Annotated in this window: 22 protein-coding genes; 10 read left to right on the forward strand and 12 right to left on the reverse strand. The window is 63.3% G+C overall.

Translation table 11 applies throughout. The features are described 5' to 3' along the window. Positions 1 to 32 precede the first annotated feature (32 nt). A complete protein-coding gene (locus IYX23_RS12360; protein ID WP_196393034.1) occupies positions 33 to 1,499 on the forward strand; it encodes a glycerol-3-phosphate dehydrogenase in 1,467 nt (488 codons plus the stop codon). Between the two features lie 148 nt (positions 1,500 to 1,647). Here the strand turns inward: IYX23_RS12360 and IYX23_RS12365 are convergent, their stop codons facing one another. Beyond that, the gene (locus IYX23_RS12365) at positions 1,648 to 3,387 is read right to left on the reverse strand and encodes an acyl-CoA dehydrogenase (RefSeq protein WP_196393035.1); all 1,740 of its coding nucleotides are present in this window, start codon (positions 3,385 to 3,387) and stop codon (positions 1,648 to 1,650) included. Positions 3,388 to 3,509: 122 nt separating this feature from the next. Between IYX23_RS12365 and IYX23_RS12370 the strand changes: the two genes are divergently transcribed. From IYX23_RS12370 to IYX23_RS12390, 5 genes are all read left to right on the forward strand, one after another. Further along, a complete protein-coding gene (locus IYX23_RS12370; protein ID WP_196393036.1) occupies positions 3,510 to 4,070 on the forward strand; it encodes a hypothetical protein in 561 nt (186 codons plus the stop codon). Positions 4,071 to 4,107: 37 nt separating this feature from the next. Continuing rightward, positions 4,108 to 4,332: a zinc ribbon domain-containing protein gene (locus tag IYX23_RS12375; RefSeq protein ID WP_196393037.1), complete on the forward strand. Its 225-nt coding sequence runs from the start codon at positions 4,108 to 4,110 to the stop codon at positions 4,330 to 4,332. After that, positions 4,329 to 5,207, forward strand: a complete 879-nt coding sequence (locus IYX23_RS12380) for an alpha/beta fold hydrolase (protein WP_196393038.1) — start codon at positions 4,329 to 4,331, stop codon at positions 5,205 to 5,207. The genes IYX23_RS12375 and IYX23_RS12380 overlap by 4 nt, the downstream gene beginning before the upstream one ends. Before the next feature lie 183 nt (positions 5,208 to 5,390). Beyond that, positions 5,391 to 5,918 (forward strand): translation initiation factor IF-3, encoded by a 528-nt coding sequence (gene infC, locus IYX23_RS12385; protein WP_018408763.1) that lies wholly within the window; start codon positions 5,391 to 5,393, stop codon positions 5,916 to 5,918. 80 nt (positions 5,919 to 5,998) lie between these two features. Next, the gene (locus IYX23_RS12390; RefSeq protein WP_196393039.1) at positions 5,999 to 6,880 is read left to right on the forward strand and encodes a hypothetical protein; all 882 of its coding nucleotides are present in this window, start codon (positions 5,999 to 6,001) and stop codon (positions 6,878 to 6,880) included. Positions 6,881 to 6,914: 34 nt separating this feature from the next. On the opposite strand, the gene IYX23_RS12395 is transcribed toward IYX23_RS12390, so the two are convergent. The 9 genes from IYX23_RS12395 to IYX23_RS12435 form a co-directional block, all read right to left on the reverse strand. Then, positions 6,915 to 7,772, reverse strand: a complete 858-nt coding sequence (locus tag IYX23_RS12395) for an ABC transporter permease (RefSeq protein ID WP_196393040.1) — start codon at positions 7,770 to 7,772, stop codon at positions 6,915 to 6,917. Positions 7,773 to 7,812: 40 nt separating this feature from the next. After that, on the reverse strand, positions 7,813 to 8,202 hold the full coding sequence (locus IYX23_RS12400) for a hypothetical protein (RefSeq protein WP_196393041.1): 390 nt from the start codon (positions 8,200 to 8,202) through the stop codon (positions 7,813 to 7,815). Positions 8,203 to 8,218: 16 nt separating this feature from the next. Beyond that, complete coding sequence (locus tag IYX23_RS12405) at positions 8,219 to 8,980, reverse strand: ABC transporter ATP-binding protein (RefSeq protein ID WP_196393042.1); 762 nt, start codon at positions 8,978 to 8,980, stop codon at positions 8,219 to 8,221. A 28-nt stretch (positions 8,981 to 9,008) separates the two neighbouring features. Next, positions 9,009 to 9,962 carry a YVTN family beta-propeller repeat protein gene (locus IYX23_RS12410; RefSeq protein ID WP_196393043.1) on the reverse strand — a complete coding sequence of 318 codons (954 nt, stop codon included), beginning with the start codon at positions 9,960 to 9,962 and terminating at the stop codon, positions 9,009 to 9,011. Between the two features lie 131 nt (positions 9,963 to 10,093). Further along, positions 10,094 to 11,269, reverse strand: coding sequence for an ABC transporter substrate-binding protein (locus tag IYX23_RS12415; protein WP_196393044.1), 1,176 nt, complete (start codon positions 11,267 to 11,269; stop codon positions 10,094 to 10,096). Positions 11,270 to 11,322: 53 nt separating this feature from the next. Then, the gene (locus IYX23_RS12420) at positions 11,323 to 11,775 is read right to left on the reverse strand and encodes a hypothetical protein (protein WP_196393045.1); all 453 of its coding nucleotides are present in this window, start codon (positions 11,773 to 11,775) and stop codon (positions 11,323 to 11,325) included. A 129-nt stretch (positions 11,776 to 11,904) separates the two neighbouring features. After that, on the reverse strand, positions 11,905 to 12,306 hold the full coding sequence (locus tag IYX23_RS12425) for an EF-hand domain-containing protein (protein ID WP_196393046.1): 402 nt from the start codon (positions 12,304 to 12,306) through the stop codon (positions 11,905 to 11,907). A 92-nt stretch (positions 12,307 to 12,398) separates the two neighbouring features. After that, positions 12,399 to 14,798: a TonB-dependent receptor gene (locus IYX23_RS12430; RefSeq protein WP_196393047.1), complete on the reverse strand. Its 2,400-nt coding sequence runs from the start codon at positions 14,796 to 14,798 to the stop codon at positions 12,399 to 12,401. Positions 14,799 to 15,094: 296 nt separating this feature from the next. Then, positions 15,095 to 15,823, reverse strand: a complete 729-nt coding sequence (locus IYX23_RS12435; RefSeq protein WP_196393048.1) for a DUF1614 domain-containing protein — start codon at positions 15,821 to 15,823, stop codon at positions 15,095 to 15,097. Positions 15,824 to 16,142: 319 nt separating this feature from the next. Here IYX23_RS12435 and IYX23_RS12440 point away from each other — a divergent pair, with 319 nt between their 5' ends. After that, a complete protein-coding gene (locus IYX23_RS12440) occupies positions 16,143 to 16,514 on the forward strand; it encodes an STAS/SEC14 domain-containing protein (RefSeq protein ID WP_210330594.1) in 372 nt (123 codons plus the stop codon). Here the strand turns inward: IYX23_RS12440 and IYX23_RS12445 are convergent. Then, positions 16,508 to 17,839 (reverse strand): ATP-binding protein, encoded by a 1,332-nt coding sequence (locus tag IYX23_RS12445; RefSeq protein WP_196393050.1) that lies wholly within the window; start codon positions 17,837 to 17,839, stop codon positions 16,508 to 16,510. The genes IYX23_RS12440 and IYX23_RS12445 overlap by 7 nt on opposite strands. 102 nt (positions 17,840 to 17,941) lie before the next feature. Between IYX23_RS12445 and IYX23_RS12450 the strand changes: the two genes are divergently transcribed. Then, positions 17,942 to 18,562, forward strand: coding sequence for a response regulator transcription factor (locus IYX23_RS12450; protein WP_196393051.1), 621 nt, complete (start codon positions 17,942 to 17,944; stop codon positions 18,560 to 18,562). 198 nt (positions 18,563 to 18,760) lie between these two features. Here the strand turns inward: IYX23_RS12450 and IYX23_RS12455 are convergent, their stop codons facing one another. Continuing rightward, entirely contained in the window at positions 18,761 to 19,798 is a 1,038-nt protein-coding gene (locus tag IYX23_RS12455) for a cytochrome c peroxidase (RefSeq protein WP_246716746.1), read from the reverse strand. Positions 19,799 to 20,382: 584 nt separating this feature from the next. On the opposite strand from IYX23_RS12455, the gene IYX23_RS12465 reads away from it, so the two are divergent. Together IYX23_RS12465 and IYX23_RS12470 are read left to right on the forward strand one after the other, a co-directional pair. Beyond that, on the forward strand, positions 20,383 to 21,483 hold the full coding sequence (locus tag IYX23_RS12465) for a formylmethanofuran dehydrogenase (RefSeq protein WP_196393053.1): 1,101 nt from the start codon (positions 20,383 to 20,385) through the stop codon (positions 21,481 to 21,483). Continuing rightward, positions 21,474 to 21,954 (forward strand): amidohydrolase family protein (locus tag IYX23_RS12470; RefSeq protein ID WP_196398848.1); only part of this gene is annotated, 481 nt, incomplete at its 3' end. The genes IYX23_RS12465 and IYX23_RS12470, both read left to right, overlap by 10 nt.

Below are 21,954 nucleotides of genomic sequence, written 5' to 3' on the forward strand. Positions count from 1 at the left end.
ATAGTCATGGCCGCTTCGAATCGAGGGCGGCCATGATCTACGATCTTCTCATTGTCGGCGGCGGGATCAACGGCTGCGCCATTGCTCGTGACGCCGCCGGCCGCGGCCTCGCCGTCAGGCTTGTCGAGCAGGGCGATCTCGCGCAAGGCACGTCGTCCGCGTCGACGAAGCTCATCCATGGCGGTCTGCGCTATCTCGAGCTCTATGAATTTCGACTCGTGCATGAAGCGCTGGCCGAACGCGAACTGCTGCTCGCCGCCGCGCCGCACATCATCTGGCCGTTAAAATTCGTCCTGCCCTATGAGAAGGGGCTGCGGCCCGTCTGGCTGCTGCGTCTCGGACTTTTCATTTACGACCATCTTGCGCGCCGCAAGCGCCTCGAAGCCTCGCATATGGTGAGGCTTTCGCAGGATGCGCTTGGCGCGCCGCTGCGCGACGCTTACCGCGTCGGCTTCACTTACGCTGATTGCTGGGTGGACGATTCGCGCCTCGTTGTGTTGAACGCGCGCGACGCGGCGGAACGCGGCGCGACGATCAGCGTTGGCGCAAGGCTTGTTCACGCAGCGCGACAGGGCGACCGCTGGCGGGCGACGCTCGCGGACGGCGAGACGATTCAAACGCGCACGCTGGTCAATGCCGCCGGCCCCTGGGTCTCGCAGGTGATCGAAGACGCGCTGCGCATCCCTTCACGCAAACATGTGCGGCTCGTGAAGGGCTCGCATCTCGTTCTGAGAAAGTTCTTCGAAGGCGCGCACGCCTATATTTTGCAGAACCCCGACGGGCGCATTGTCTTTGCGATCCCCTATGAGCGCGAGTTCACGCTCATAGGCACCACGGACGTCTCCTATGAAGGTCCGCCCGGCGCCGTGGCGATCAGCGACGCAGAGACGGACTATCTGCTTAATTCGCTCAACCATTTCTTGCGCGTTCCTGCGACCCGCGACGATATCGTGTCGAGCTACGCGGGGCTTCGGCCGCTCTACGACGACGGGGCGCTGAAAGCTTCGGTCGTGACGCGTGACTATGCTTTCGATCTTGATGCGCCGGAAGACGCGGCGGCGTCGCTGTCGATTTTCGGCGGCAAGATCACGACGGCGCGCCGGCTCGCCGAACATGCGCTGAGCGAACTCTCGCGCTTTCTTCCCGCGCATGGCGAGGCCTGGACGGCGGACGCGATCTTTCCCGGCGGCGACATGCCGGAGGGCTTCGAGAGCTTTCTTGCCGATCTCAAACGCGACAAGCCCTTTTTAGGAGATGCGTTGGCGCTGCGCCTTGCGCGCGCCTATGGAACGCGAGTCGTCGATATATTGAAGGATGCGCGGAAGTTGAGCGATCTTGGCCGCGACTTCGGCTGCGGCCTGACCGAGGCGGAGATCGCCTATCTGCGCGAAAAAGAAAGGGCGCGGACCGCTGCCGACATTCTCTGGCGCCGCTCCAAGCTCGGTCTTCATATGAGCGACGCGCAGCAACAGGCGTTGCGGGAGTTTATCGGCGCCTGACCCCCCTCCCTGTCCCTCCCCCGCGGGAGAGGGGACCCCAGCGATCAGCTTTTCCCGAACGGGAGTCGCGCGGGCATGCGCGAAATGACGATGCGAGGCGCGGCCCGCTCCCTCTCCCGCGAAGCGGGGGAGGGTTGGGGAGGGGGCGTCATTCCCCAAGCGCCGCATGCGACTCGTTCACCGAAGCGCCGCCGTCGATCACGGTCTTCGCCAATCCGGGCGCGGCGATCGCGATATTTTCGGCAAAGAAGCGGGCGAGCGCGGCGTAGCGCGCCGCATTAGAATCGGATTCGCGTTGCGCGCGCTTCGCCCCCTTGACGAGTAGCGTCGCGCCGCGCGCGAGCGCGAAGAGGCGCAGATAGGGCGTCGCGCCGGCGAGCGCGTCGGCGAGTTCGGCTTTGGTGAGAAAAGCGCTCGCCTGCGCCAGCGCCTCGACGGTCTCGCGCAACGCCTCGCGTGAAACATCGGCTTCGCCAGCGATGGCGCGCATGTCGTCGATCTCGCGCGCGAGCGCCACGCCGTCGCCGCCGCGAATCTTGCGCGTCACGAGATCAATCGCCTGAATGCCGTTGGTGCCTTCGTAGATGGCGCAGATGCGCGCGTCGCGCATGAGCTGGGCGACGCCGGTCTCCTCGATATAGCCCATGCCGCCAAAGACCTGCACCGCGAGCGACGTCGTCTCATTGGCGATATCGGTCGAAAACGCCTTGGCGACAGGCGTCAGGAGAGAGGCGCGTTCATGCGCCGCCGCCGCGCGCGCCGGATCGCTGTCGCGATGCGCGCGATCGATCGCGGCGGCCGTCTCGTAGCAGATCGCCCGCGCCGCCGCCGTTGAACTCGCCATGGTCAGCAGCATGCGCGCGACGTCTGGATGCTCGATGATGGCGCTCGTCTCCTTGGCGCCGGGCGCGCGCCCCTGCTTGCGCTCGCGCGCGTATCCGAGCGCCTTTTGCGTCGCGCGTTCGGCGAGCGCCACGCCTTGCAGTCCGACCGAGAGGCGGGCGTTGTTCATCATCGTGAACATGCAGGCGAGGCCTTTGTTCTCCTCGCCAAGCAGATAGGCGACCGCGCCGCCCTCATCGCCATAGATCATGGTGCAGGTCGGCGAACCATGAATTCCGAGCTTGTGTTCGATGCCGGCGCACCGCACATCATTGCGGCGCGTGAGGCCGCCCGTTTCGTCGGGCAGGAATTTCGGCGCCAGGAAAAGCGAAATGCCGCGCGTGCCGGGGGGAGCGTCGGGAAGACGCGCCAGGACGAGATGCACGATGTTCGGCGCAAGATCGTGCTCGCCATAGGTGATGAAGATCTTCTGACCGAAGAGTCGGTAGGAGCCGTCGGGCGCGCGTTCGGCGCGCGTGCGCATCAATCCGAGATCGGAGCCGGCGCCGGGCTCCGTCAGATTCATCGTCGCGGTCCATTCGCCGCTGACGATTCTGCGCAGATAGACGTCCTTCAGCGCGTCGCTCGCATGCGCCTCCATCGCCTCGATCGCGCCATGGCCGAGCAGCGGGCAGACGGCGAAAGCCATATTGGCGGCGTTCCAGATCTCCGTGCAGCCGGCGTTGAGCAGGGCAGGGAGATCCAGTCCGCCATAGTTCTCGCCCGCCGCGATGGCGTTCCAGCCGCCTTCCTGCCATTGCGCATAGGCCTCTCGCCAGCCGGGAGGCGTCGTGACGGGGCCATTGGCGTATGTCGCGCCCACGCGATCGCCGATCTGATCGAGCGGCAGCAGAACCTGTTCGGCGAATTTGGCCGCCTCGGCCAGCGTCTGTTCGGCGACGCCGTCGGCGAGATCGCGGTAGGCGCCGTCGGCCTCGATCGCGCCTTCGCCGGCCGCGAGGCGAAGCGCAAAAACAATGTCGTTGAGCGGCGCGCGGTAGGTCATCCGATTTTCTCCAATCCGAATCGTTGCACGGAATCTAGCGCGCCAGCGCGAACGCGCGGGCCATCTCCTCCATGTGCGTCAAAACGCATATTTCGCCTCATGGGTCCGGCATTCGCAGATGTATGGGTAAGAAAGGGCGCTTCAATTACGAGGAGCGGGCGGCGGCGGCGCGCGCGGCGCATCAGGAAATCGGCCGCACTTTCGCGCGCCTCCAGAATCGCAATGACGAGGAAGATCCTGCGACGATCGCCTGGAAGGCGGCGATCGCGCGCTTTCATGACGCATTGCGCCTCGCCTATCCGGGTGATTTCGGAGAGGATCTCGAACGACTGAAAGCAGGCGACGCGCGGGGACTCGAGGGCGTGATTCGCTTTCTTGAAGCCGATCCGATGTTTTTCGGCTCTGGCTACGCCAAGGCCGATCTCATTCGTTTCATCAACCGCATGGCGCTGACCGAGCATCAGGCGAAGCGCCTGCGCGCGGTTGCTCTCGCGATCGTCGAGCGGCGCGCGTCGCAGGAGTTTCGGCGCTATTGCCGACTGGCCACAAAGGTCAATCACCCAGGCTTGCGAGAGGAGCTGCGGAGTCGAGCGGCGGGCGGCGATCCCGCCGTTGCGCGACGGGCGCGGTGGATGCTCGCCTATGTCGAATCGCCGCCTTGCGTGAGGCGCTCCGGCCGGTAAAATCGGCGGATCGTCAATTCGGCGGACCGAGGGACAAATGCCGCTTTTCGCCTATCGCTGCAGTGACTGCGCGCATCAGTTCGAGACCCTGTCGCGTTTTGACGAGATTCCCGAGTGCCCCGCGTGCGGCGGCGCCCATGTCGAGCGCCAGTTGTCGCTGATCGCGCGTCCCGCCGCGGGCGGCGAGTCTGCGGAGAGCTGCGCCGCGATGGCGGGCGGGTCGCCCTGTCCGAGCTGCCCGGCGTTGGCGGGACAGGTGTGACGTCCGCGGCGGCGACGCTACTCGGGGCGCGTCGCCTGGTCGTTCCAGCTAACGGAATTGAGTTCGAGGTTTTCGAGGCCGGCGCGGGCGATCGGCTCGCGCTGCTCTTGCACGGCTTTCCCCAGCACGCCGTCATGTGGCGTCATCTCGTCGGACCGCTCGCCGCCGCCGGATATCGCGTTTGGGCGGTCAATCAGCGCGGCTATGGAGCCACGACGCGCCCGGCGGAGAAAGACGCCTATTCCCTCGAGGCGCTGACGGCCGACGTCGCCCGATTGATCGACGCCGCCAATCCCGCCTCGGTCTCGCTTATCGGCCACGACTGGGGCGGTTTCCTCGCTTGGGTCGTCGCCATTCGCAAGCTGCGGAAGATCGACGCTCTCGTCGCTCTGAATATTCCGCACCCCCTGTGCTTCCGGCGCGCGCTCGAACAGGAATGGAGTCAGAAGCTGAAGTCCGCCTATGCGGCCTTCTTTCAGCTGCCCTGGCTGCCTGAACGACTGCTGTCCGCGCGGCGCGGCGCCGGCGCCGCGTGGCTGATGCAACGGGCCGCAGGCCGGGACGGCGTCTTTTCGAAAGAGGCGATGGACATCTACCGCGCCAATGTCGCGGCGCCGGGCGCCGCCAGCGCCATGCTCAATTGGTATCGCGCCGCCGGACGTGACATTCTGGCGGCGGAAGACCTCGATGAACCGATAGATGCGCCGACGCTTGTGGTCTGGGGGATGCAGGATGTGGCGCTCGGCGAGTCCTGTCTTGACGGCACGGAACGCTATGTTCGCGATCTGCGGATCGAGCGGCTGCCAGGCGTGTCGCATTGGACGCCCGAAGACGCGCCGGAAAAAGTTAACGAGCTGATTTTGGGCTTTGTATAAAATATTCGACCCTCGCAGACGCAAAAAGCAGCGTGTCGGCGCCAGTAACGGTTGACTTGGCGCGCTGGCGTGGGAATCTGTTCAATGGTCCCGGACCCCCTGCGTCCGGCGGTCGCTGTTTTGCGCCTTTGGCTCAGCGGCCGGCTTTTGACCAAGAGAAGGAGATGATCCATTCGCCGTCCAATGAAGAGCATCGCAGCCCCCCAGAAGGAAGGGCCGCGCATCAATCGGGAAATTCGCGCGCGAGAAGTGCAGCTAATCGATTCCGAGGGGAAAAATCACGGCGTCATCCAATTGCCGGACGCGCTGGGCATCGCCGAAGCGGCGGGACTCGATCTCGTCGAGATCGCGCCCAATTCCACGCCCCCCGTCTGCAAAATTCTTGATTACGGGCGTTTTCGCTTCGCCGAGCAAAAGAAGGCCGCCGAGGCCCGCAAAAAACAGAAAGTCGTCGAGGTTAAGGAAATAAAGCTTCGGCCCGGCATCGACGATCATGATTACGGCGTGAAAATGAAGGCGGTGCGCCGCTTCTTCGAAGAAGGCGACAAGGTTAAGGTCACTCTTCGCTTTCGCGGCCGCGAAATCGCGCATCAGGACATTGGCTATCGGCTTCTATCCCGCGTGAAGGCTGAGACCGCCACGCTGGCTAAGGTCGAACTCGAACCGTCCATGGAAGGACGGCAGATGGTGATGGTGCTGGCGCCTCGATAGCGCGCGTCTCGCCGCAAGGGCAGGGCCGGGCTGCGGCCCGAGGGGTGGCGATCGCTATGTTTGAATTTCGGATTCGCACGATGACCGCGCGTCGCGCTTGCGTTCTCGGGGCGGCGGCGCTGCTTGCTGTGGGCGTCGCGCCGGCCAGAGCGCAGCTTGTGCTCCCGGGGGCGGTCGCCCCGACTCCCGAAGGGACGGTCGCCAGTCCCGCAAAGAAAAGAAGCGTCGGCGGCGAGATGGGAGCGGCCGCGGGGCCGGCCATCATGCCGAAGGCGCCCGCCGAAGACGCGATCGTCGGAAAAATCATCAAACGCGACGGCGAGGGCAGCGCCATAAATTTCTCCCGCGCCGGAGCCGATCTGCAGGTCGCCAAGCTCACGCTCGTCGGGGATGATTTGCGGCGCTCCGGCGAAGCCTGCCGAGTCGAAGTGGCCGGAACGCCGTTGAAGCTCACGGCCCGCCAGAGCGAGACCGGATTGCGGCGCTATCAGATCGCATTTCCAGCCTGCGCCTTCACATTCGACGTTCTCGACGGCGCGATTCTTGTCACCAACGAGGGCAAGGCCTGTGAACTGAAGGACGCGGGTTGCCGCGCGGATCCCGAAGGACTCTGGGGGATGAGCGCGGATGAAATCGACCCCAAAAAGGGCGAAGAGATGCTCGGCGCCCGCGCGCGTGTCGAGAAGACTTTGCGAAGCACGTTCCGCGCGCTTTACGATCAGTACAAGAAGGAAAAAGCCATCCGCAACTTCATTGTGAAGGAGCAGGCGGGCTTCTCCTCCTGGCGCGAGGAAGTATGCCGGTCCTATGCGCGCGAGCCGGATTTCGGCTATTGCGCCTTGAGACTGACGGAAGCCCGCGCCATCGCGCTCGGCGCTCAGCTCGCCGCTGGCGTCAAACTGCCACCTGGGGTGGTCGAAGAGGCCGCGGCGGAGAACACGAAGAAGGACGAGAAGAAATAGTCGCGGCGCCGACGTCGCCAGACTAACTCGTCGTTCAACCGCCCCTGCGCATCAACATGCCGCGTCCTGGATCATAAGCGAGGATTGCCGCGACCAGGAACGCGCTCGTGTAGGCGAAGACAATCGCGAGCGAGGTCCACTCGACTTTCTCATAAAAGGCGAAGCGGATCAGTTCGACCGCATGCGTGAACGGATTGACCTCGCACACGTAATAGAGCCAGGGGCTCGACTCCTTCACGCGCCACAGCGGGTAGAGCGCGGAGGAGGCGAAGAACATCGGAAAAATCACGAAATTCATCACGCCAGCGAAGTTTTCGAGCTGTTTGATCAGCGATGACAGCAGCATGCCGAGCGCGCCAAGCATCAGGCCGCTGAGCGCGAGCGCCGGCAGCAGGGTCAGATAGCCCCATTTCGTTGGCGGCTCGATCTCCCAGAAATAGGCGATCACCAGGAAGGCGTAGACCTGCAGTATCGAGACGGCGACGCCGGCCATAAGTTTGGAGCCGAGCAGAAACCAGCGTGGAAAGGGCGAGACGAGCAGCGTGCGCATACTGCCCATTTCGCGGTCGTAGACCATCGAGAGCGAGGACTGCATGCCGTTGAACAGCTGGATCATCGCCATCAGCCCCGGCGCGATATAGACCTCGTAAAGGACGTAAGTTTCGTAAGGCGGGATGATCGAAACGCCCAGCACCTGCCGGAATCCCGCCGCGAAGATGAAGAGCCAGACGAGCGGGCGCACAAGCGCCGAGACGAAGCGTTCGCGCTGATGCAGAAAGCGCAGGCCCTCGCGCCAGACGACTCCGGAGAGACAGATGAGATATTGGCGAAGGGTGAATCCCCTTTCGTCGTCGAGTGAGGAAGGGGAGGGAAGGTCGGCTTCCGTGGTCATGGCAAGCTCGCCAGCGCAAGAGTTTTCATTTGTGACCCCTTCACTGCCTTGTGGCCTGGGCAAGCACAATGAACGCTAAAAAAATGAAGGAGATAATGGCGTAGCGAGTCAGATAGCTCGCGACATCGCGTCGAGAACCTTCGATCGCCAATTTGGGGTGGCCTTTTGGATAAGCGATGATAACCCGTTCGTCCATGCGAGGCTCGAACTGACGCTCAACAAAAAAATGATAGCTCCTGCCTTCGACAACATATTCGAGCTTGCAACGAAAATAGTCTCGCGGCTTTTCGCCACCATCGCGGCAGAACTCCGCGTCGACGATCTTTGCTTCAGCTTCTTCTACCGCACGGAGCGCGAAGAGCAGCGGCTTCCGCGATAGAATGACGTAGACGATCACGATCAGGGTAAGGACGATCAACAGGCCGAGCATTTAAGAGTTCTTCCTCTCAGCCGACCTTTTTCCCGTTCTGCGGGGCGAGGTTGTGCGTCTGGGTCATGCGCGCGAACGCGTCGCCAATGGTCGCCGCGCCCTGCGCCGCGACGATCTCCCGCGCCCGGCCGGTCGCGACCACCTTGCCCTGATGCAGAATGATCACCTGATCATCGTCGGCGATCTCATCGACCAGATGCGTGGTCCACAAAACGCCGAGATGTTGATCGCGCACCAGAGCGCGGACGAGCGCGAGGAGATCGGCGCGGGCCTTGATGTCGAGCCCGACGGTAGGCTCATCGAGAAGCAGCAGCCGCGGATCATGCAGCAGCGCGCGCGCGATCTCGACGCGGCGCATCTGTCCGCCCGACAGCGCGCGCGCTTTGTCCTTGGCGCGGTCGGCGAGGCCCGCACGCGACAGCGCCGCCTGGCCAAGGCGGCGCGCGTCGATCGGGCCAATGCCGTGCAGGGCTGCGTGGTAAAGGAGATTCTGCATCACGCTGAGTTCGAGATCGAGCGTGCGCGCCTGAAAGACGACGCCCAGCTGGCGCAACGCTGCGCCGGGTTCGCGCATGACGTTATGGCCGAAGATGTCAATCACGCCATGGCGCGCCGCAAAGAGCCGCGTGATCAGCGAGAACAGCGTGCTCTTGCCCGCGCCATTCAATCCAAGCAGCACCGTGAAGCTGCCGGCCGGAACGGAAAAACTGACGTCGTCGAGGGCCTTGCGCGTCCCATAGGCGTGGCTGACGTTTCTGATCGCGAGCGCGTCGGTCATTGAGGCGGTCCCGCCACAGGCCCGCTTATCATTGCGGCGCCACGACGACGCCCCAGGGGAAAGCCCCGACCGGGATCGATTTCACCACTTTGAGCGATGCGACGTCGATCACCGAGACGTCGTTGGAGACGCCATTGGCGGTGAGCAGATATTTTTCGTCGGGCGTGAAAGCGAGGTGCCAGACGCGCTGACCGACGAGCAGATATTTTTCGACTTTTTTTGTCTCGGCGTCGATCACCGCGACGCGATTGGCTGGCCCTAGCGCGACGAAGGCGCGTTTTCCGTCGCGCGTGAATGAAATGCCGATCGGCTGTATCGCTTCTTTTGACATCGCCGGAATGTCAAAGCTGATCTTCTGCTTCAACACACGTTTCGCGGGATCGATGATCGCGACGGTGCCCCCGACTTCCGAGGATACCCACAGCTCCGACCCGTCCCGCTTGAACTCGGCGAAACGCGGACGCCCATCGACGAGAATATTCGCGACGATCTCTTTCGACTGCGTGTCGATCAGATGCGCCATATTGGTCGTTTCCGAAGTGTTGACGAGCAACTTGCCGTCGGGACTGATGGCCATGCCCTCGGGTTCGACGCCGACGGGAATGTCGCCGATCATTTCCTTCTTCTTCACGTCGATCAGCGTGACGAGATTGTCGTTTTCGTTCGAAACATAAATCACGTCGCCGTCGGGACTGAGCGCCAGGAGCTCGGGATCCGGGCCTGACGGCAGCTTTCCGGTGATCTTGAGCGTCTTCGTGTCGAGCACCTGTATGGCGTCGTCGTCGCCGGCGCAGATATAGAGTTCGGAGCCGTCCTTGTTGAGCGCAATGCCGCGCGGGCGTCGGCCGACCTTCACGGTCGCTGTCGCTTCCAGCTTCTCCGTATCGAGGACGGTGATGGAATTGCCCTTTTCGTTGCTGACGTAGGCCTTGTAGGCGTGGGCGGGCGCGATCGCAGTTGCAAGCAGCGCCGCGACCAACAACCCCCTCCCTGTCCCTCCCCCGCTTCGCGGGAGAGGGGACGCTAACGATCGGCGTTTCGCGAAAAGGAGCGAGGGGCCGAATCTGCTCCCTCTCCCGCGGCAACGGGGGAGGGGTGGGGAGGGGGCGTTCTTCACTTCAATTTGCATTTCGACTCCGGCTGGTCGACTCCGAGCGTGTCAAGCTCGCTCGTTTGATGGAGAAAGCCCTCCTGCGGCGAAACGGAGACGATCATCCGCCGGTCGGAAAGCAGGATCGGCTGGCGCAACTGCTGGTTCCAGGTCCGCAGCGTAAGCCGCACGCCTTTGAATGCGGCGATGGAGAAGTCGTTGCCGAGCAGGTAGAGGCGGAGCTTCTCGGGGTCGTTCGAGCCCGTGCGCGTTGTGGCTTCGCCAACCATCCGCATGGCGACCCACGCCGCATTGTCTCGCGCATTCATCAGGCGCCGGAACGTCTGGGTGAAGCGGTTCTGCAACTGCCGCGCGCCCCACTGCTCATGTGAGGCGTCCCAGCTTGCCGGCATGAGCCCGCCGGAGCCCGCCACGGGACGCGCGTCCCAGGTGCGGTAGGGAAGATAGCCGCCAAAGACCTCGGTCTCGTCTGCGGCGACCAGCACGTCATAGGCGGGCGCGTTCTGCGTCAGGACCGGGATCTGCCGTTGAGTTTGCACGGAGCCGGAATCGCTGCGGCGTCCGCCGCCGGTGTCTTCATAGATGCGCTCCTCGACGATCTTTGCGCCAAATTTCTTGGCGCTGTTGCGGAAGGCTTGCGCCAAAAGTTCGTCTTTCGGATGCGATCCCTTGATAAGAAGCCAGCGGCGCCATTGCTTCCAGATGAGGTATTGCGCGAGCCCGTCAGCGAGCATCGACCGCGTTGGCGCGACATGGATGACATTGGCGCGGCAGTCCGCCTCACGCAGGCGTTCGTCCGGCGCCGAGATATTGAACAAAAGCGCGCCGCGGGCTTTGGCGCGGTCGCTCGCCGCCAGCAAACGGTCCGCCGAAAGATCGGCGATGATCAATGAGACGCCTTTGTCGAGTAGCGCGTCGACCGCAGCGCCGACGTCGGCGCTGTCATCGACACTTTCATCGACGGTTTCGAATCGCTGGTTGGTGAATTTTCCCGTCGTGTTGTTGTCGGCCGCGCCGAGCAGCGCGCCGGCGAGCGCGTCGTCGGGAGCGGGAAGATCGAGGATCGAGAGGGTCTCTTGGGAATGTTGCTCGCGCAACATGCCGACCTTCGTCATCAAGGGTTCGCTCGCCGCGGGAAGCGCGGCGAGCAGCCAGAAAGCGGCGACCAGGCGTTTCATACACCCTAGATGACCGCTCCGGGCAACCGGATCAAGTCTGTCTGGCGCTCAGCCTAGCTGATGATCCGGAGCAGGGCCCGACCCTTGGGCGTATCCAACTCATCATGGTCGAGAACGCCGTTGCCGTTGCGGTCGACCTCATCGAACATCTCGTCGATGGCCGAGAGAAACTCGCGCCGATTCAAATTTTCGCCGTTGAGTTGTTCGGTCGAACGGAACCGGTCCCAGGTTGAGGAGGGCGCGAAGTCACGGAGGGTGACGGTGCCGTTTTCCTTTTTATCGTTGAACGCCTCTCGCGCCGAGCGCCTCACGTCGCCGAGATCCAATACGCTGTCCCGTTCCGTGGACTGGCGGCCGTAGCCGTAATAGTTGTTGTCGTCGCGACTCTGTCGGTCATATTGAGAGCTCTGCTTCTCGTTTAAGCTGGAAGCGCCGGCGTAGGCGCCGCCGAACGAAAAGGCGCACGCAAGGCCGAGCGTGACGCCAAAGAGAAGGGATGTTTTCATTTCCGACCTCCATGTTGCAGGATGGAGGCCGGTGAGTTAGCGCGCGCCTTCAAGGCTGAAAGCCGCCCACGCAAAAAAATCAGCGGCATACAGGGCCTTTGCAGGCTCCAGCGCTTGCGACAAAGCCGCTTAGCGGGTCACTCGAAGCAGGGCTTTGCCTTTCTTGGACGCGAGCTCCTTGGCGTCGAGCGTGCCGTCATTGTCGGGATCCGCATCCTTGAACAGGGTGGAGACCATCGCCAGAAATTCGTCCTTTGAAAGCGTGCCGTCATTGTCCGGATCGGCCGTTTTGAAGTCCTTCTTCGAGACTCGTCCCTTCATCTCCTTGATGTCGACCGTCCCGTCCGAGTCCTTCTCGAGACGCGTGAAAAGGTCCGTCGCAGACTTGTTGATCTCGTTGAGATCGACAGTTCCGTCGTCGTCGGTGTCGAGCGCGGCGACGGGGCCGGTCGCCTTGGCGAGCGCGGACGTCGCCGGCAGCGCCGTGACTCCAGCAAGCGCGAGCGCGCCGAATAGCAATGCTTTTTTCATGTGCGACTCCCTCTGAGTAAGGCCATCGCACGCAATATAGCGCGGGCGCCGCCGCACCGGCTAGCGGCCCGCGACATTCGTGCCCTCTGGCGTCAGTAGGTGATCTTCACGCCCCCATAGACGCCGAGCGGCGGCCCCAGCGAGACCATGCGCGGATTGTTGAAGGCGAGGAAGGAGATGTCATTCGTGTCGAAAAACGTGCCGAAGCTGCGCGCTCGGGTGTTGGTGACATTTTCGAGCAGGCCGTAGACCTGGATGTTCGGGCCAAGCTGATACGACGTGCGAAGATTGAGAATGCCGTATGACGGCAGCCTTCCGGCGAGGTTGATTTCGTCGCCGCGAATATACGGACCGGAAGAATATTGAAAGTCGGCGCCGACTTTCCACAGCGGGGTCACGGCGAAATCAATTCCGGTCTTGAATCGGTGACGCGGCACTGAGGTCAGATTTGCGCCGGGCGTTACCAGGATGGAGCCGCCGGTGCCAAAAGTCCCGGTCAGCGGATTATCGGGGGCGCCGAGCACGATCGTCGAGCGGAACGTCGCGTCCGTGTGCGTATAGTTCAAAAAGGCGTTCACCCTTTCGGTCGTGTAGCGGAAGGACGATTCGACGCCTTGGCGTAGGGTCGTGCCAGCGTTGGTGAAATAGCCACGGCCGTTGATCGCGCTCGGCACGCTCAGAATGTCATTGAAGCTATAGGTGCGAAAGACGCCAAGGCTCCAGTTGAGATTGCCGGGCAGCGCATCGGCATAGGCCGGCAGGACCGTTGGAACGGCAAGATCTCCCCGAAAGCCCGCTTCGATCGTTTGCGCCTCCACCTGCTTCAGCGGCGGATCGGCGACGAGGAAGTTGTCGATAAGACAGGGCCGGTTGGGATCGGCGCAGCCGAGTTCGAGCGGCGTTGGCGCGCGGTTCGCCTCGGAGTAGCTGGCGTAGGCGGAGACGTTCGGCAGTATTTTGTAGGTCAGGCCCGCGACAGGATTGATGCGGGTGAAAACGCCATTGCCGTTCAGCGTCGTGCCTCTCATGTCGTAGAGCGCGATGTTGGCGCGGTTGAAGCGCGCGCCCGCTGTGACCTTTAGATCGTCGGTCAAATCCAGCGAGTCGAGCGCATAGACGCCGAGATAATCGTTCGCCGCGCGCACAGAGACGCTGGAGATGCCGGTCGCCTGCTCTTCGACGATGTAGCCGAAGCCGCCGACGACGAGATTGGGCTGAATGATCCCCAGTTCCTCATTGGCGGAGAAGGCGGTCCAACCATGATCGTAGCTGACGCCAAAGGTGATCTTGTTGTGGAAGCCGAAATAGAGATCGTCGTTCGTGACCTGCACCGTGCCGCCGACGGTGCGCGAACGCGTCCAGGTTCTATCGATCGCCCCCAGAGCGACCTGCCCGTTGAAAAAATTGGGGATGTTTGTGTCGCCGGCGTCGCTCTCGCAGAGCGATTCGTCGACTTCGCATTCGAATTCGGTCGTATTGCCGTCGACCCTCGCCTGATCGAAGGCGCGGTAATGCATGTCGCCAAAGAGCTTCCAGGTCGGCGTCGCCTGAAACACGCCATTGATGTCGAACATCGAGAGCGTGTTCTTGATTGTCTGCGGCGTGGTGAACACCGCGCTTTCGTCGAGATTGGTGAGATCGACCGGCGCCGGCCCGGAAACGCCGAACTTGTTATTGGCGAGCGTCACATTGGCGTGGATCTCGCCGCTCTCGCCGCGGTAGCCGACATCGCCATAGAAGCGCTTGATGTGCGCGCCAGAAAACTGGCGGTAGCCGTCGTCGCCTAGCGCCTCCATCGCCATGTAGGTGGCGAACGGCCCAGAGATGAGACCGTGCTGCATGGATGCTTGGCGACGGCCGCGGCTGCCGAAGCGCCCGTCGAGTTCGAAACCCTGCCAAGTGAAGCCGTTTTTCATGTCGAGCGTGACGGCGCCGCCGATGGCGTTGAGGCCGAACAGCGGGTTGCCGGTGACAAGCGTAAAGCGATCAATCGCAACGCTCGGGATCATGTCCCAGTAGACGTTGTCGCCCCAGGCTTCGTTGATGCGAATGCCGTTCTGATAAACGGCGAGGCCTTGCGGCGTTCCGGCGATGGGCGAGGCGACGAAGCCGCGGAAATCGATTTCCGGCAGGAACGGGCCGCCCGCTACGTCATTGACGGTGACGCCGGGCGCCTGACGAACGAGATTCTCCGGGAGATTGAACGCGCGCGTGTTCTGCAGCTCATTGCCGGTGATCGTGTAGGTCGCCGCTGGAACAGCGTAACGCACGATGGGAGACGCCGGCGGAGCAGGCGTCGCGGGCGCTGACGTCACCGACGCCCGACCCGCCGGCGCGCGCTGGGTGGAGGGCGTCGTCTGAACAGGCGGCCGCGCGCTCGAACGCAGAGGCGCGCCTCCCACTTCGATCGTCGGCAGCGCCTGCTGCGCGCGGGCTGTTGTGGCGAGAGACGCGCAAAGAGCGATGAGCGAGACCTGCTTGACGTAGCGCATTGAGAGCCCTGGAACATTCAATCCTGTCGAACGACTTATAGCTATGAGGCTCGCGGCCGGTAGTGGCGCAAGGCGACAAACCGGCAATATTTCCCGTCTGTTGCGCGACGGCTACACTTCTGAAAAATAACGGAAAACTTCGGACATGGTCCCGTATAAGTCGGGAATATTTCCCGACTCGTCGGCAAAGGCGGATGGCCATCGGTCATCCGACTGCGAATATCGTCATCGACGCCCGATCTCCGCGCGTCGAACACGCTGGCTCGCAGGCGTTTGTTGGCTCGGCGCGGATCGGGTTAAGTCGCCGCCGAAACGTCTGTGGTTTTTCGGCGCAAGGGTAGGCTCGCGATCAGCACCGCAAGTATTCCGGTCACGAAAATCCCGTCGAACGTTCCTGCGCCGCCAAACGAGACGATCGGCGTCCCGATGCCCTCTATCTTATCAAGATTGAGTAAGTCAGCGCCGATGAGCGTGCCGAGACTGCCGCTGACATAGGCGACTGGCGCAGCGAAATCGCGCGACAGCAAAATCGCGAGAGCCGCCGACAACAACGGCGGCGCCAGGATCGGCACGCTAATGCCGGCGCCGGGCACAATCCGCGCAAAGTAATGGACAACCACAGCGACGATCGCCGTCGCAAGCGCCGCCACGATCCAGATGCGATTGCGGGCGAGCAGATAGATCGAAAGAAACAGGGGAATAATGGCTCCGCCGACATTGACCGCCAATACCATTCCCGGCCAGTCGACGACCTCTGGGACGACATAGCGCCTCCCGAAAAAGTCGATCATCTCTTGAGGAACGACGCGTTCGTCGGCGAAGTGCATGATCGGAATGTTCACATAGCTTCCCAGAAGCGATGCGAAGAGGAGGAGCGTCGCATATTTGGAGCTCAGGCCTATGCGGCCGAAAGCATAGCGAAGCACGCCAAACTGAATCAGCAGGAACAGCGCGATGAGCGCGCCCGTGAAGACCGCGTAGAGGATGGGCGGCAGCGGGAGATAGTCAACATGTTGTGAGTACACGCGCCACCCCATGAATGCGGTGCGTCGACCGTTAAGCCGCATATAGGGGCGACGCGATGCGAGTCGAGTTGAGTTGAGTCTCAGTTAGGCGAAGGGCCGAGCAGAAGCGAGACGGAACGCGCTTGACCCTCACGGTGGCGCAGGCGGCGCCAGCCTGACAGGAGCCGATGATCGCTCGACCTAAATTTTGGCGCGATCTTCAAATTTCTGGCGGACAGCACAGTTACGCGATGTCGGCCGCGAGGTTCGAGCGATGATGCCGGCAGTCGAAGCGGAGCCTTGCGCATGGCCGCATCTTGCGCGGCAAAGATTGAGGAGAATGCCGGTGATCGAACAGCTCTCGAACTTTCCCGAGAACGTCGTTGCGATCGTCTGCAGGGGACGCGTGACGAAGGCGGATTATGACGCGGTTCTTGTGCCGGCGGTCCGAGATGCGCTCAAGAAACACGACAAGGTCAGGATCTATTACGAAATCGCACCTGATTTTTCGGGATTTGATCCGGGCGCGATCTGGGAGGACTTTAGGGTTGGAATGGAGCATCTCACGCGGTGGGAGCGGGTCGCGCTTGTCACGGACGTTGAGTGGATCAAGCAAACGATGCAGTTTTTCAGCTTCATGATGCCCGGCGACATGAAGGCGTTTCCGACCGCGCAAGCCGATGAGGCGCGCGACTGGATTGTCGCTCAGTGACGCGCCGCTCCGCCCTCGCGCATCGGCAGCGACGCGGTTAGCCGCGCGCCGCCCCCGGCGTCGTTCGCAAGCGCGAGCGTGCCGCCGAGCGCGCCGACTCGTTCGCCCATGCCGCGCAAACCGAGACCGCTTGAAGACGGAGAACGAGCCGCTTGGAGACCTGCCCCGTTGTCCCGCACGACGATATGCAATGCGCCCGTCGATCGCTTGACGACGACCTCGACCCGATTGGCGCCCGAATGCTTTAACGCATTGGCGAGCGCTTCCTGCACGATGCGATAGGCGGTCAGCGCGGTCGCCTCCTCGATGTCCCCGGAGGCGCCGTCCAGCGACAGCGCGATGGCGACCTTCGGATTGGCGTCGCGCCAGCCTTGCGCGAGCGCCTGTAAGGCGTCGCCAAGCCCCATCTCCTCAAGGGCGGCGGGACGCAGCCGGCCCAGAATGCGCCTGTTGACCTGTTGCAGAGCGGCGATCTGCGCGTCGATGCGGGCGCAATCTTCGGCCAGACGCGCCGGCTCGACCCCAGGGGCGGCGGCCCGGCGCGCCAATGCGCCGACGCCGGCGCGCACGGTGAACAGAAAAGGGCCGATCTCGTCATGCAGGTCGCGCGCGATGTCTTTTCGCTCTTCGTCCTGCACATGGATCATGCGCCGCACGAGCCGGCGATTTTCTTCGTCGAGCCGTTGCAGCGTTGCGGCCAGCGCGTTGATCCGTTCGGCGATGATGACGAACTCCGGAGAGCCATCGGCGGGAACGCGCATCGAATGTTCGCCGCGCTCGAGACGCTGCAGCCCCTCCGCGAGCGTGGCGACCGGACGCAGCGTTCGTGACACGGCGAGCGAAACGAGGGCGAAGGCGGCGACGGCGATTCCCGCGCCGCCGATCGCGAGCCAAACGATCTCCTGCCAAATCTCGGCGATCTCATCCGCGGGATTGGGGGCGATCATGATCGCGGCGCCGTGGCCGGTTTCGATCCGGGTCACGGCGGCGTTCGGCAGCACGAGCCGGGTGAACCACTGCGGCGCGCGGTCGACGTCCTCCCGCGCGGGCGTCTCCTCTCCGGCGAGCATGACGCGCACATGGCGCAGCCGCCGCGCGTCGGATAGCAGTCGCGCGATCTCCGCCTGCGGGTCTGGCGCGGCGTCAAGCCGGGTTAGCGTCGCTTCGACCAGATCGCGCGCGAGGCGCGTCGCGCCGTCGGCCTCGGCGCGAACGCGCGCGCCCGCATGCAATACGAGCAGGCCGACGCCGAGCGCCAGTCCCAGCGCGAGCACGACGCCGAGCAGCAGCGACAGGCGAAGGCGAAGCGAGAGCCTTCGGAGCATGGGCCAATTCTCTAGAGAAGCGTGCGGCTTTACGAAAGGCCCCAATGCCGGCAATGTCAGGCTTACCGCTAAAGCAGTCTAGTTTGTGGAGCCATCTCGAATATGCGCGTTCTTATCGTCGACGACCATCCGATCATCGTTTCCGGCTGCGCGGCGATGCTCGCCGGCGAAGGCGACATCGACGTCGTCGACGCGCGAGACGCCGAGACGGGTCTTGCCGTCTTCGCGGCGCAAAAGCCCGACGTGACCGTCGTCGACATCGGCCTGCCGGGGGTTTCGGGATTTGAGTTGACGCGGCGGATTCTCGAAGCTGATCCGCAGGCCCGCATCGTCGTCTTCAGCATGAACGACGATCCGATCTTCGCGGCGCGCGCGATTCAGATGGGCGCCAAAGGCTATGTGACGAAGAACGACGATCCCTATCTCTTGCTGACGGCGGTGCGCGAGGTTGCGTCCGGCGGCGTATTTCTCATGCCCAAAATCGCCAATCGGCTCGCCTTCGAAAAGAGCGGCGCGGCGACCAGTCCGCTCTCCGCGTTGACGGCGCGCGAACTGGAGATTTTGCGAATGCTCGGACGCGGGCTCGGGATGGCCGAGATCGCCGATGCGACTCAAGTCTCCTACAAGACGATCGCTAACAGCTGCTCGATCATGAAACGAAAGCTTGGCGCCCGCACGCCGATGGAGCTGATGCGCATCGCGCTCGAACACAAGCTGACCTGAGAGGCGCGCATTCACCCTCCCCTCGAGGGGGAGGGTCGGCGCGAAGCGCCGGGGTGGGGTGGAGCAGGGTCGCAAGTCCTCGCAGTTGAGTTCGGGAGGCGACATGCATTCTTTTCTTAGATGGCTTTTGCGTCGTCACCCCACCCCGCATTGCTTCGCAATGCGACCCTCCCCCTCAAGGGGAGGGTGCGTCCACGCCTACTTTCCTTGTGCGTCCGGATAGGGCTCCGGCGCAGAATAATTCGGCGGAACCGGACCGGTCAGCGCGCCGAGAAAGGCGACAATGTCGGCGGCGTCCTTCTCCGACAGATCCTGCCCGAGCTGCGTCTTGCCCATGATTTTGACGGCTTTCGTCAGGTCCGCGACCGACCCGTCGTGAAAATAGGGCGCCGTCTGCGCGACGTTGCGCAGACTCGCAACCTTGAAGACAAAAAGGTCCGCGTCATTCTTGGTGACGTCCGCGCGACCTTTGTCCGGCGTCGTGACCCCTGTTTCTTTCCAGTAGTCGCTCACAACGCCAAATTTTTGGAAGGAATCGCCGCCGACGCCCGCGCCGTTGTGGCAAGAGGCGCAGCCAAGATCGATGAACTTGCGTAGCCCTGCTTGTTCTTGCATCGACAGCGCCGAAGCGTCGCCCGTGAGGAAGGCGTCGAATTTGGAGGGCGTCAGCAGCGTACGCTCGAAGGCGCCGACCGCGACGCCCCAATTCTTCGAGTTGATTGGATCGTTGTCGCCGGGGAACGCCTTGGCGAAGGCGCCGGCGTAGGCGGGAACCGCCTTCAGCTTGCTCATCGCCGTCGCCTGATCGGGATTGCCGAAGCTCGCGGGGCCGAGCAGCGATTTTTCCGCCTGATCCTCAAGTGACTCGCGCTCGCCGCGCCAATGCTGTTTGAAATTCAGCGCAGCGTTGAAGATCGACGGCGCGTTGCGCGGATTTTCCTTGCCGAACACGCCGATCGCCTTCGGCAGCCCGTCGCTCGCCTGTTTCTCCGGCAAATGGCAATGCGCGCAACTGACGTTGCCGTCCATCGACACGCGGTTTTCGAAAAACAACCGGCGACCAAGCTCGATTCGCGCCGCCGTTACCGAATCATTGCCAGGGGAGGGAACGACGATCGGCTGGAAATTCTGTTTCACGTCCTCAAGAAGAGTCTTCGCGTTCGGAGGTTCCGCCTGGGCGCTCGCAGCGATGATAAGGGGAGAGACGAGGGCGATGAGGAAAGAAGGCGCGCGCAAGTCGACGCTCCTGTTCGCGGCCACTCGTTCGCCGACGCTGGCCAAAATGATTCGAGCCGGCAATACGAAAAGCGCAACCGCTGCGCGCAGCGCTCTTCTTGCCGGCTCGATTCGGGAATTCGTTGGCGCCTTCGACGAAGCGAAGGCCGCGCCGAAATTAGATCTCGGCGGACTCGTAGCTGGTGATTTCCATGCCGACGCAAACTTCGACAATCACGGGAGTCGTCCAGGCCATTTTTTCCTCCGTATTAGGACTCTCTACGGCTCTGCCTGCTTATGTGGCGCGTCGCGCCCGCAGGTTTAAGCTCGGCGCAGCATTTAACATGATCGCCGCCGCTTCGCAAATGGGATGCGGCGCACAATGTCGGCCGCTTGCGGACGACAGCCGAACGCTTCTGTTGGGCCTCGAATGTAAATGACGCAGCCGAACGTCTCGACAGTCGCCGTGACGGCTGATAGGCATAAGCAAAACGCGGGAGGAGCCGCCCGGCTCGGCGAGTAGGCGCTAAAAAACAAATGGATAGCGCTCACTTAGCCGTTAAGCTTTCGAGCTTGGCCAGGGCAGGTCGCAAATCGGGGTAGGAATGGAGACAGCAACGCTCGACGGCAAGGCGATTGCGCTTGGCGACGCCTATCGACATGCCGCCAAAATTCTCAACGGGGCGGCCTTTCCGCTCATCGCCGGCCTTGGCGCCGACGTCGCCGGCGCGCGCGCCGCGATCCTCTTGGCGGAGCGGCTGAAGGGCGCCTTCGATCATCTCGCGTCGCGCGAAACGCTCGCCGATATCGACGTCAAGCGTTCCTTCGGCATGTTCACGACGACGGCGAACGAAGCGCGCCTTCGCGGCGACTGCGTCGTGCTGATCGGCCCGGGGCTGACTCAAGCGTGGTCCGGGATGCTGGAGCGCCTTGCGCTTGCCGAGACGCCGCGCCGCGGGGCGCAAGCGCAGCAGCCGCGCAAGGTGATTTGGGTCGGGCCGGACGGCGACGAAGCGAAGGCCGTCCCTGGCGCAAAGGTCATTCCGGCCTCTCAGCAGGAACTTTCCGGCGTGTTGGCGGCGTGGCGCGCGCGCTTCGGCGGACGGCCGGTGGCGCTGGGCGCCGAAAAAGTCGCTCTCATCGACGGCCTCGTGGAGACGCTGCGAAACGCGCGCTTTGGCGTCTTCGTCTGGTCGGCGTCGACGCTCGATCCGCTGGCGATCGAAATGCTGCAGGCTTTGGTGATCGAGCTCAACGCCGCGACCCGATTCACCGGCGTTCATATCGGCGGCCGCAGCGGCGCTTCGGGCGTGACCCAGACGGCGGGCTGGATGACGGGCTTTCCACCGCGCACGGGCTTTGGCCGTGGTTATCCGGAGCACGACCCGTGGCGTTTCGAGTCCTCGCGGCTCGTCGACAGCGGCGAGGCCGATGCGGCGCTGTGGATTTCCGCCTTTGACGGCGAGAAGCCCGCCTGGTCCCGCGCCGACATCCCGCTCATCACGCTGGCGCCGGCGCATAGCTCGCCGTCTCGCGGGCTTTTCATTAAAGTCGGTCAGCCCGGCGTCACGCATGACGCGGTGCTGATGAGTCAGGAAACCGGCGGCATGACGCTGCGCAGGGCAAGCGCGCCGGCGGATGCGCCGAGCGTGGCGCAGGCGATCGGCGCCATTATGGCGGAAGTTTCGGAGGGCGCATGGCGCTGACAGTTTTGCGCGGCGGCCATGTCGTCGATCCGGCGACCGGCCAGGACGCGATCGGCGACGTGTGGTTTGAGGACGGCCGCATCGTCGAGCGCCCCGAAGGCCGCAGCGCCGACAAGGAGATCGACGTCTCCGGCCATATCGTCATGGCCGGCGCGATCGACATCCATTCGCACATCGCCGGCGGCAATGTGAACACGGCGCGACTGCTGCTGCCGGAGCTGCATCGCGCGATTCGCGCCCGGCTCGCCGACACGCCGCTGTCGACCGCCAAATGGTCGAGCTACGAGACCGGCCGTCTCTACGCGCAGATGGGCTTCACCACGGTCGTCGAGCCGGCGATGGCGCCGCATCACGCCCTGCAGACCCATCTCGAATTCAACGACGTGCCGATCATCGACAAGGGCGCGCTCACCGTGCTCGGCAATGACGACTTTCTGCTCGGCATGTTGCGCGACGGCGAGACCGACGGCG

This window comes from Methylocystis sp. L43 (genome assembly GCF_015709525.1).
Classification (GTDB): domain Bacteria; phylum Pseudomonadota; class Alphaproteobacteria; order Rhizobiales; family Beijerinckiaceae; genus Methylocystis.

Coding starts and splice junctions, on each gene's coding strand:
- IYX23_RS12400 (WP_196393041.1), bottom strand. CDS start 8,202: ATGCTCGGCCTGTTGATCGTCCTTACCCTGATCGTGATCGTCTACGTC.
- IYX23_RS12370 (WP_196393036.1), top strand. CDS start 3,510: ATGGGTAAGAAAGGGCGCTTCAATTACGAGGAGCGGGCGGCGGCGGCG.
- IYX23_RS12390 (WP_196393039.1), top strand. CDS start 5,999: ATGACCGCGCGTCGCGCTTGCGTTCTCGGGGCGGCGGCGCTGCTTGCT.
- IYX23_RS12425 (WP_196393046.1), bottom strand. CDS start 12,306: ATGAAAAAAGCATTGCTATTCGGCGCGCTCGCGCTTGCTGGAGTCACG.
- IYX23_RS12360 (WP_196393034.1), top strand. CDS start 33: ATGATCTACGATCTTCTCATTGTCGGCGGCGGGATCAACGGCTGCGCC.
- IYX23_RS12375 (WP_196393037.1), top strand. CDS start 4,108: ATGCCGCTTTTCGCCTATCGCTGCAGTGACTGCGCGCATCAGTTCGAG.
- IYX23_RS12450 (WP_196393051.1), top strand. CDS start 17,942: ATGCGCGTTCTTATCGTCGACGACCATCCGATCATCGTTTCCGGCTGC.
- IYX23_RS12395 (WP_196393040.1), bottom strand. CDS start 7,772: ATGACCACGGAAGCCGACCTTCCCTCCCCTTCCTCACTCGACGACGAA.
- IYX23_RS12415 (WP_196393044.1), bottom strand. CDS start 11,269: ATGAAACGCCTGGTCGCCGCTTTCTGGCTGCTCGCCGCGCTTCCCGCG.
- infC (WP_018408763.1), top strand. CDS start 5,391: ATGAAGAGCATCGCAGCCCCCCAGAAGGAAGGGCCGCGCATCAATCGG.
- IYX23_RS12440 (WP_210330594.1), top strand. CDS start 16,143: ATGCCGGTGATCGAACAGCTCTCGAACTTTCCCGAGAACGTCGTTGCG.
- IYX23_RS12405 (WP_196393042.1), bottom strand. CDS start 8,980: ATGACCGACGCGCTCGCGATCAGAAACGTCAGCCACGCCTATGGGACG.
- IYX23_RS12420 (WP_196393045.1), bottom strand. CDS start 11,775: ATGAAAACATCCCTTCTCTTTGGCGTCACGCTCGGCCTTGCGTGCGCC.
- IYX23_RS12430 (WP_196393047.1), bottom strand. CDS start 14,798: ATGCGCTACGTCAAGCAGGTCTCGCTCATCGCTCTTTGCGCGTCTCTC.
- IYX23_RS12365 (WP_196393035.1), bottom strand. CDS start 3,387: ATGACCTACCGCGCGCCGCTCAACGACATTGTTTTTGCGCTTCGCCTC.
- IYX23_RS12445 (WP_196393050.1), bottom strand. CDS start 17,839: ATGCTCCGAAGGCTCTCGCTTCGCCTTCGCCTGTCGCTGCTGCTCGGC.
- IYX23_RS12465 (WP_196393053.1), top strand. CDS start 20,383: ATGGAGACAGCAACGCTCGACGGCAAGGCGATTGCGCTTGGCGACGCC.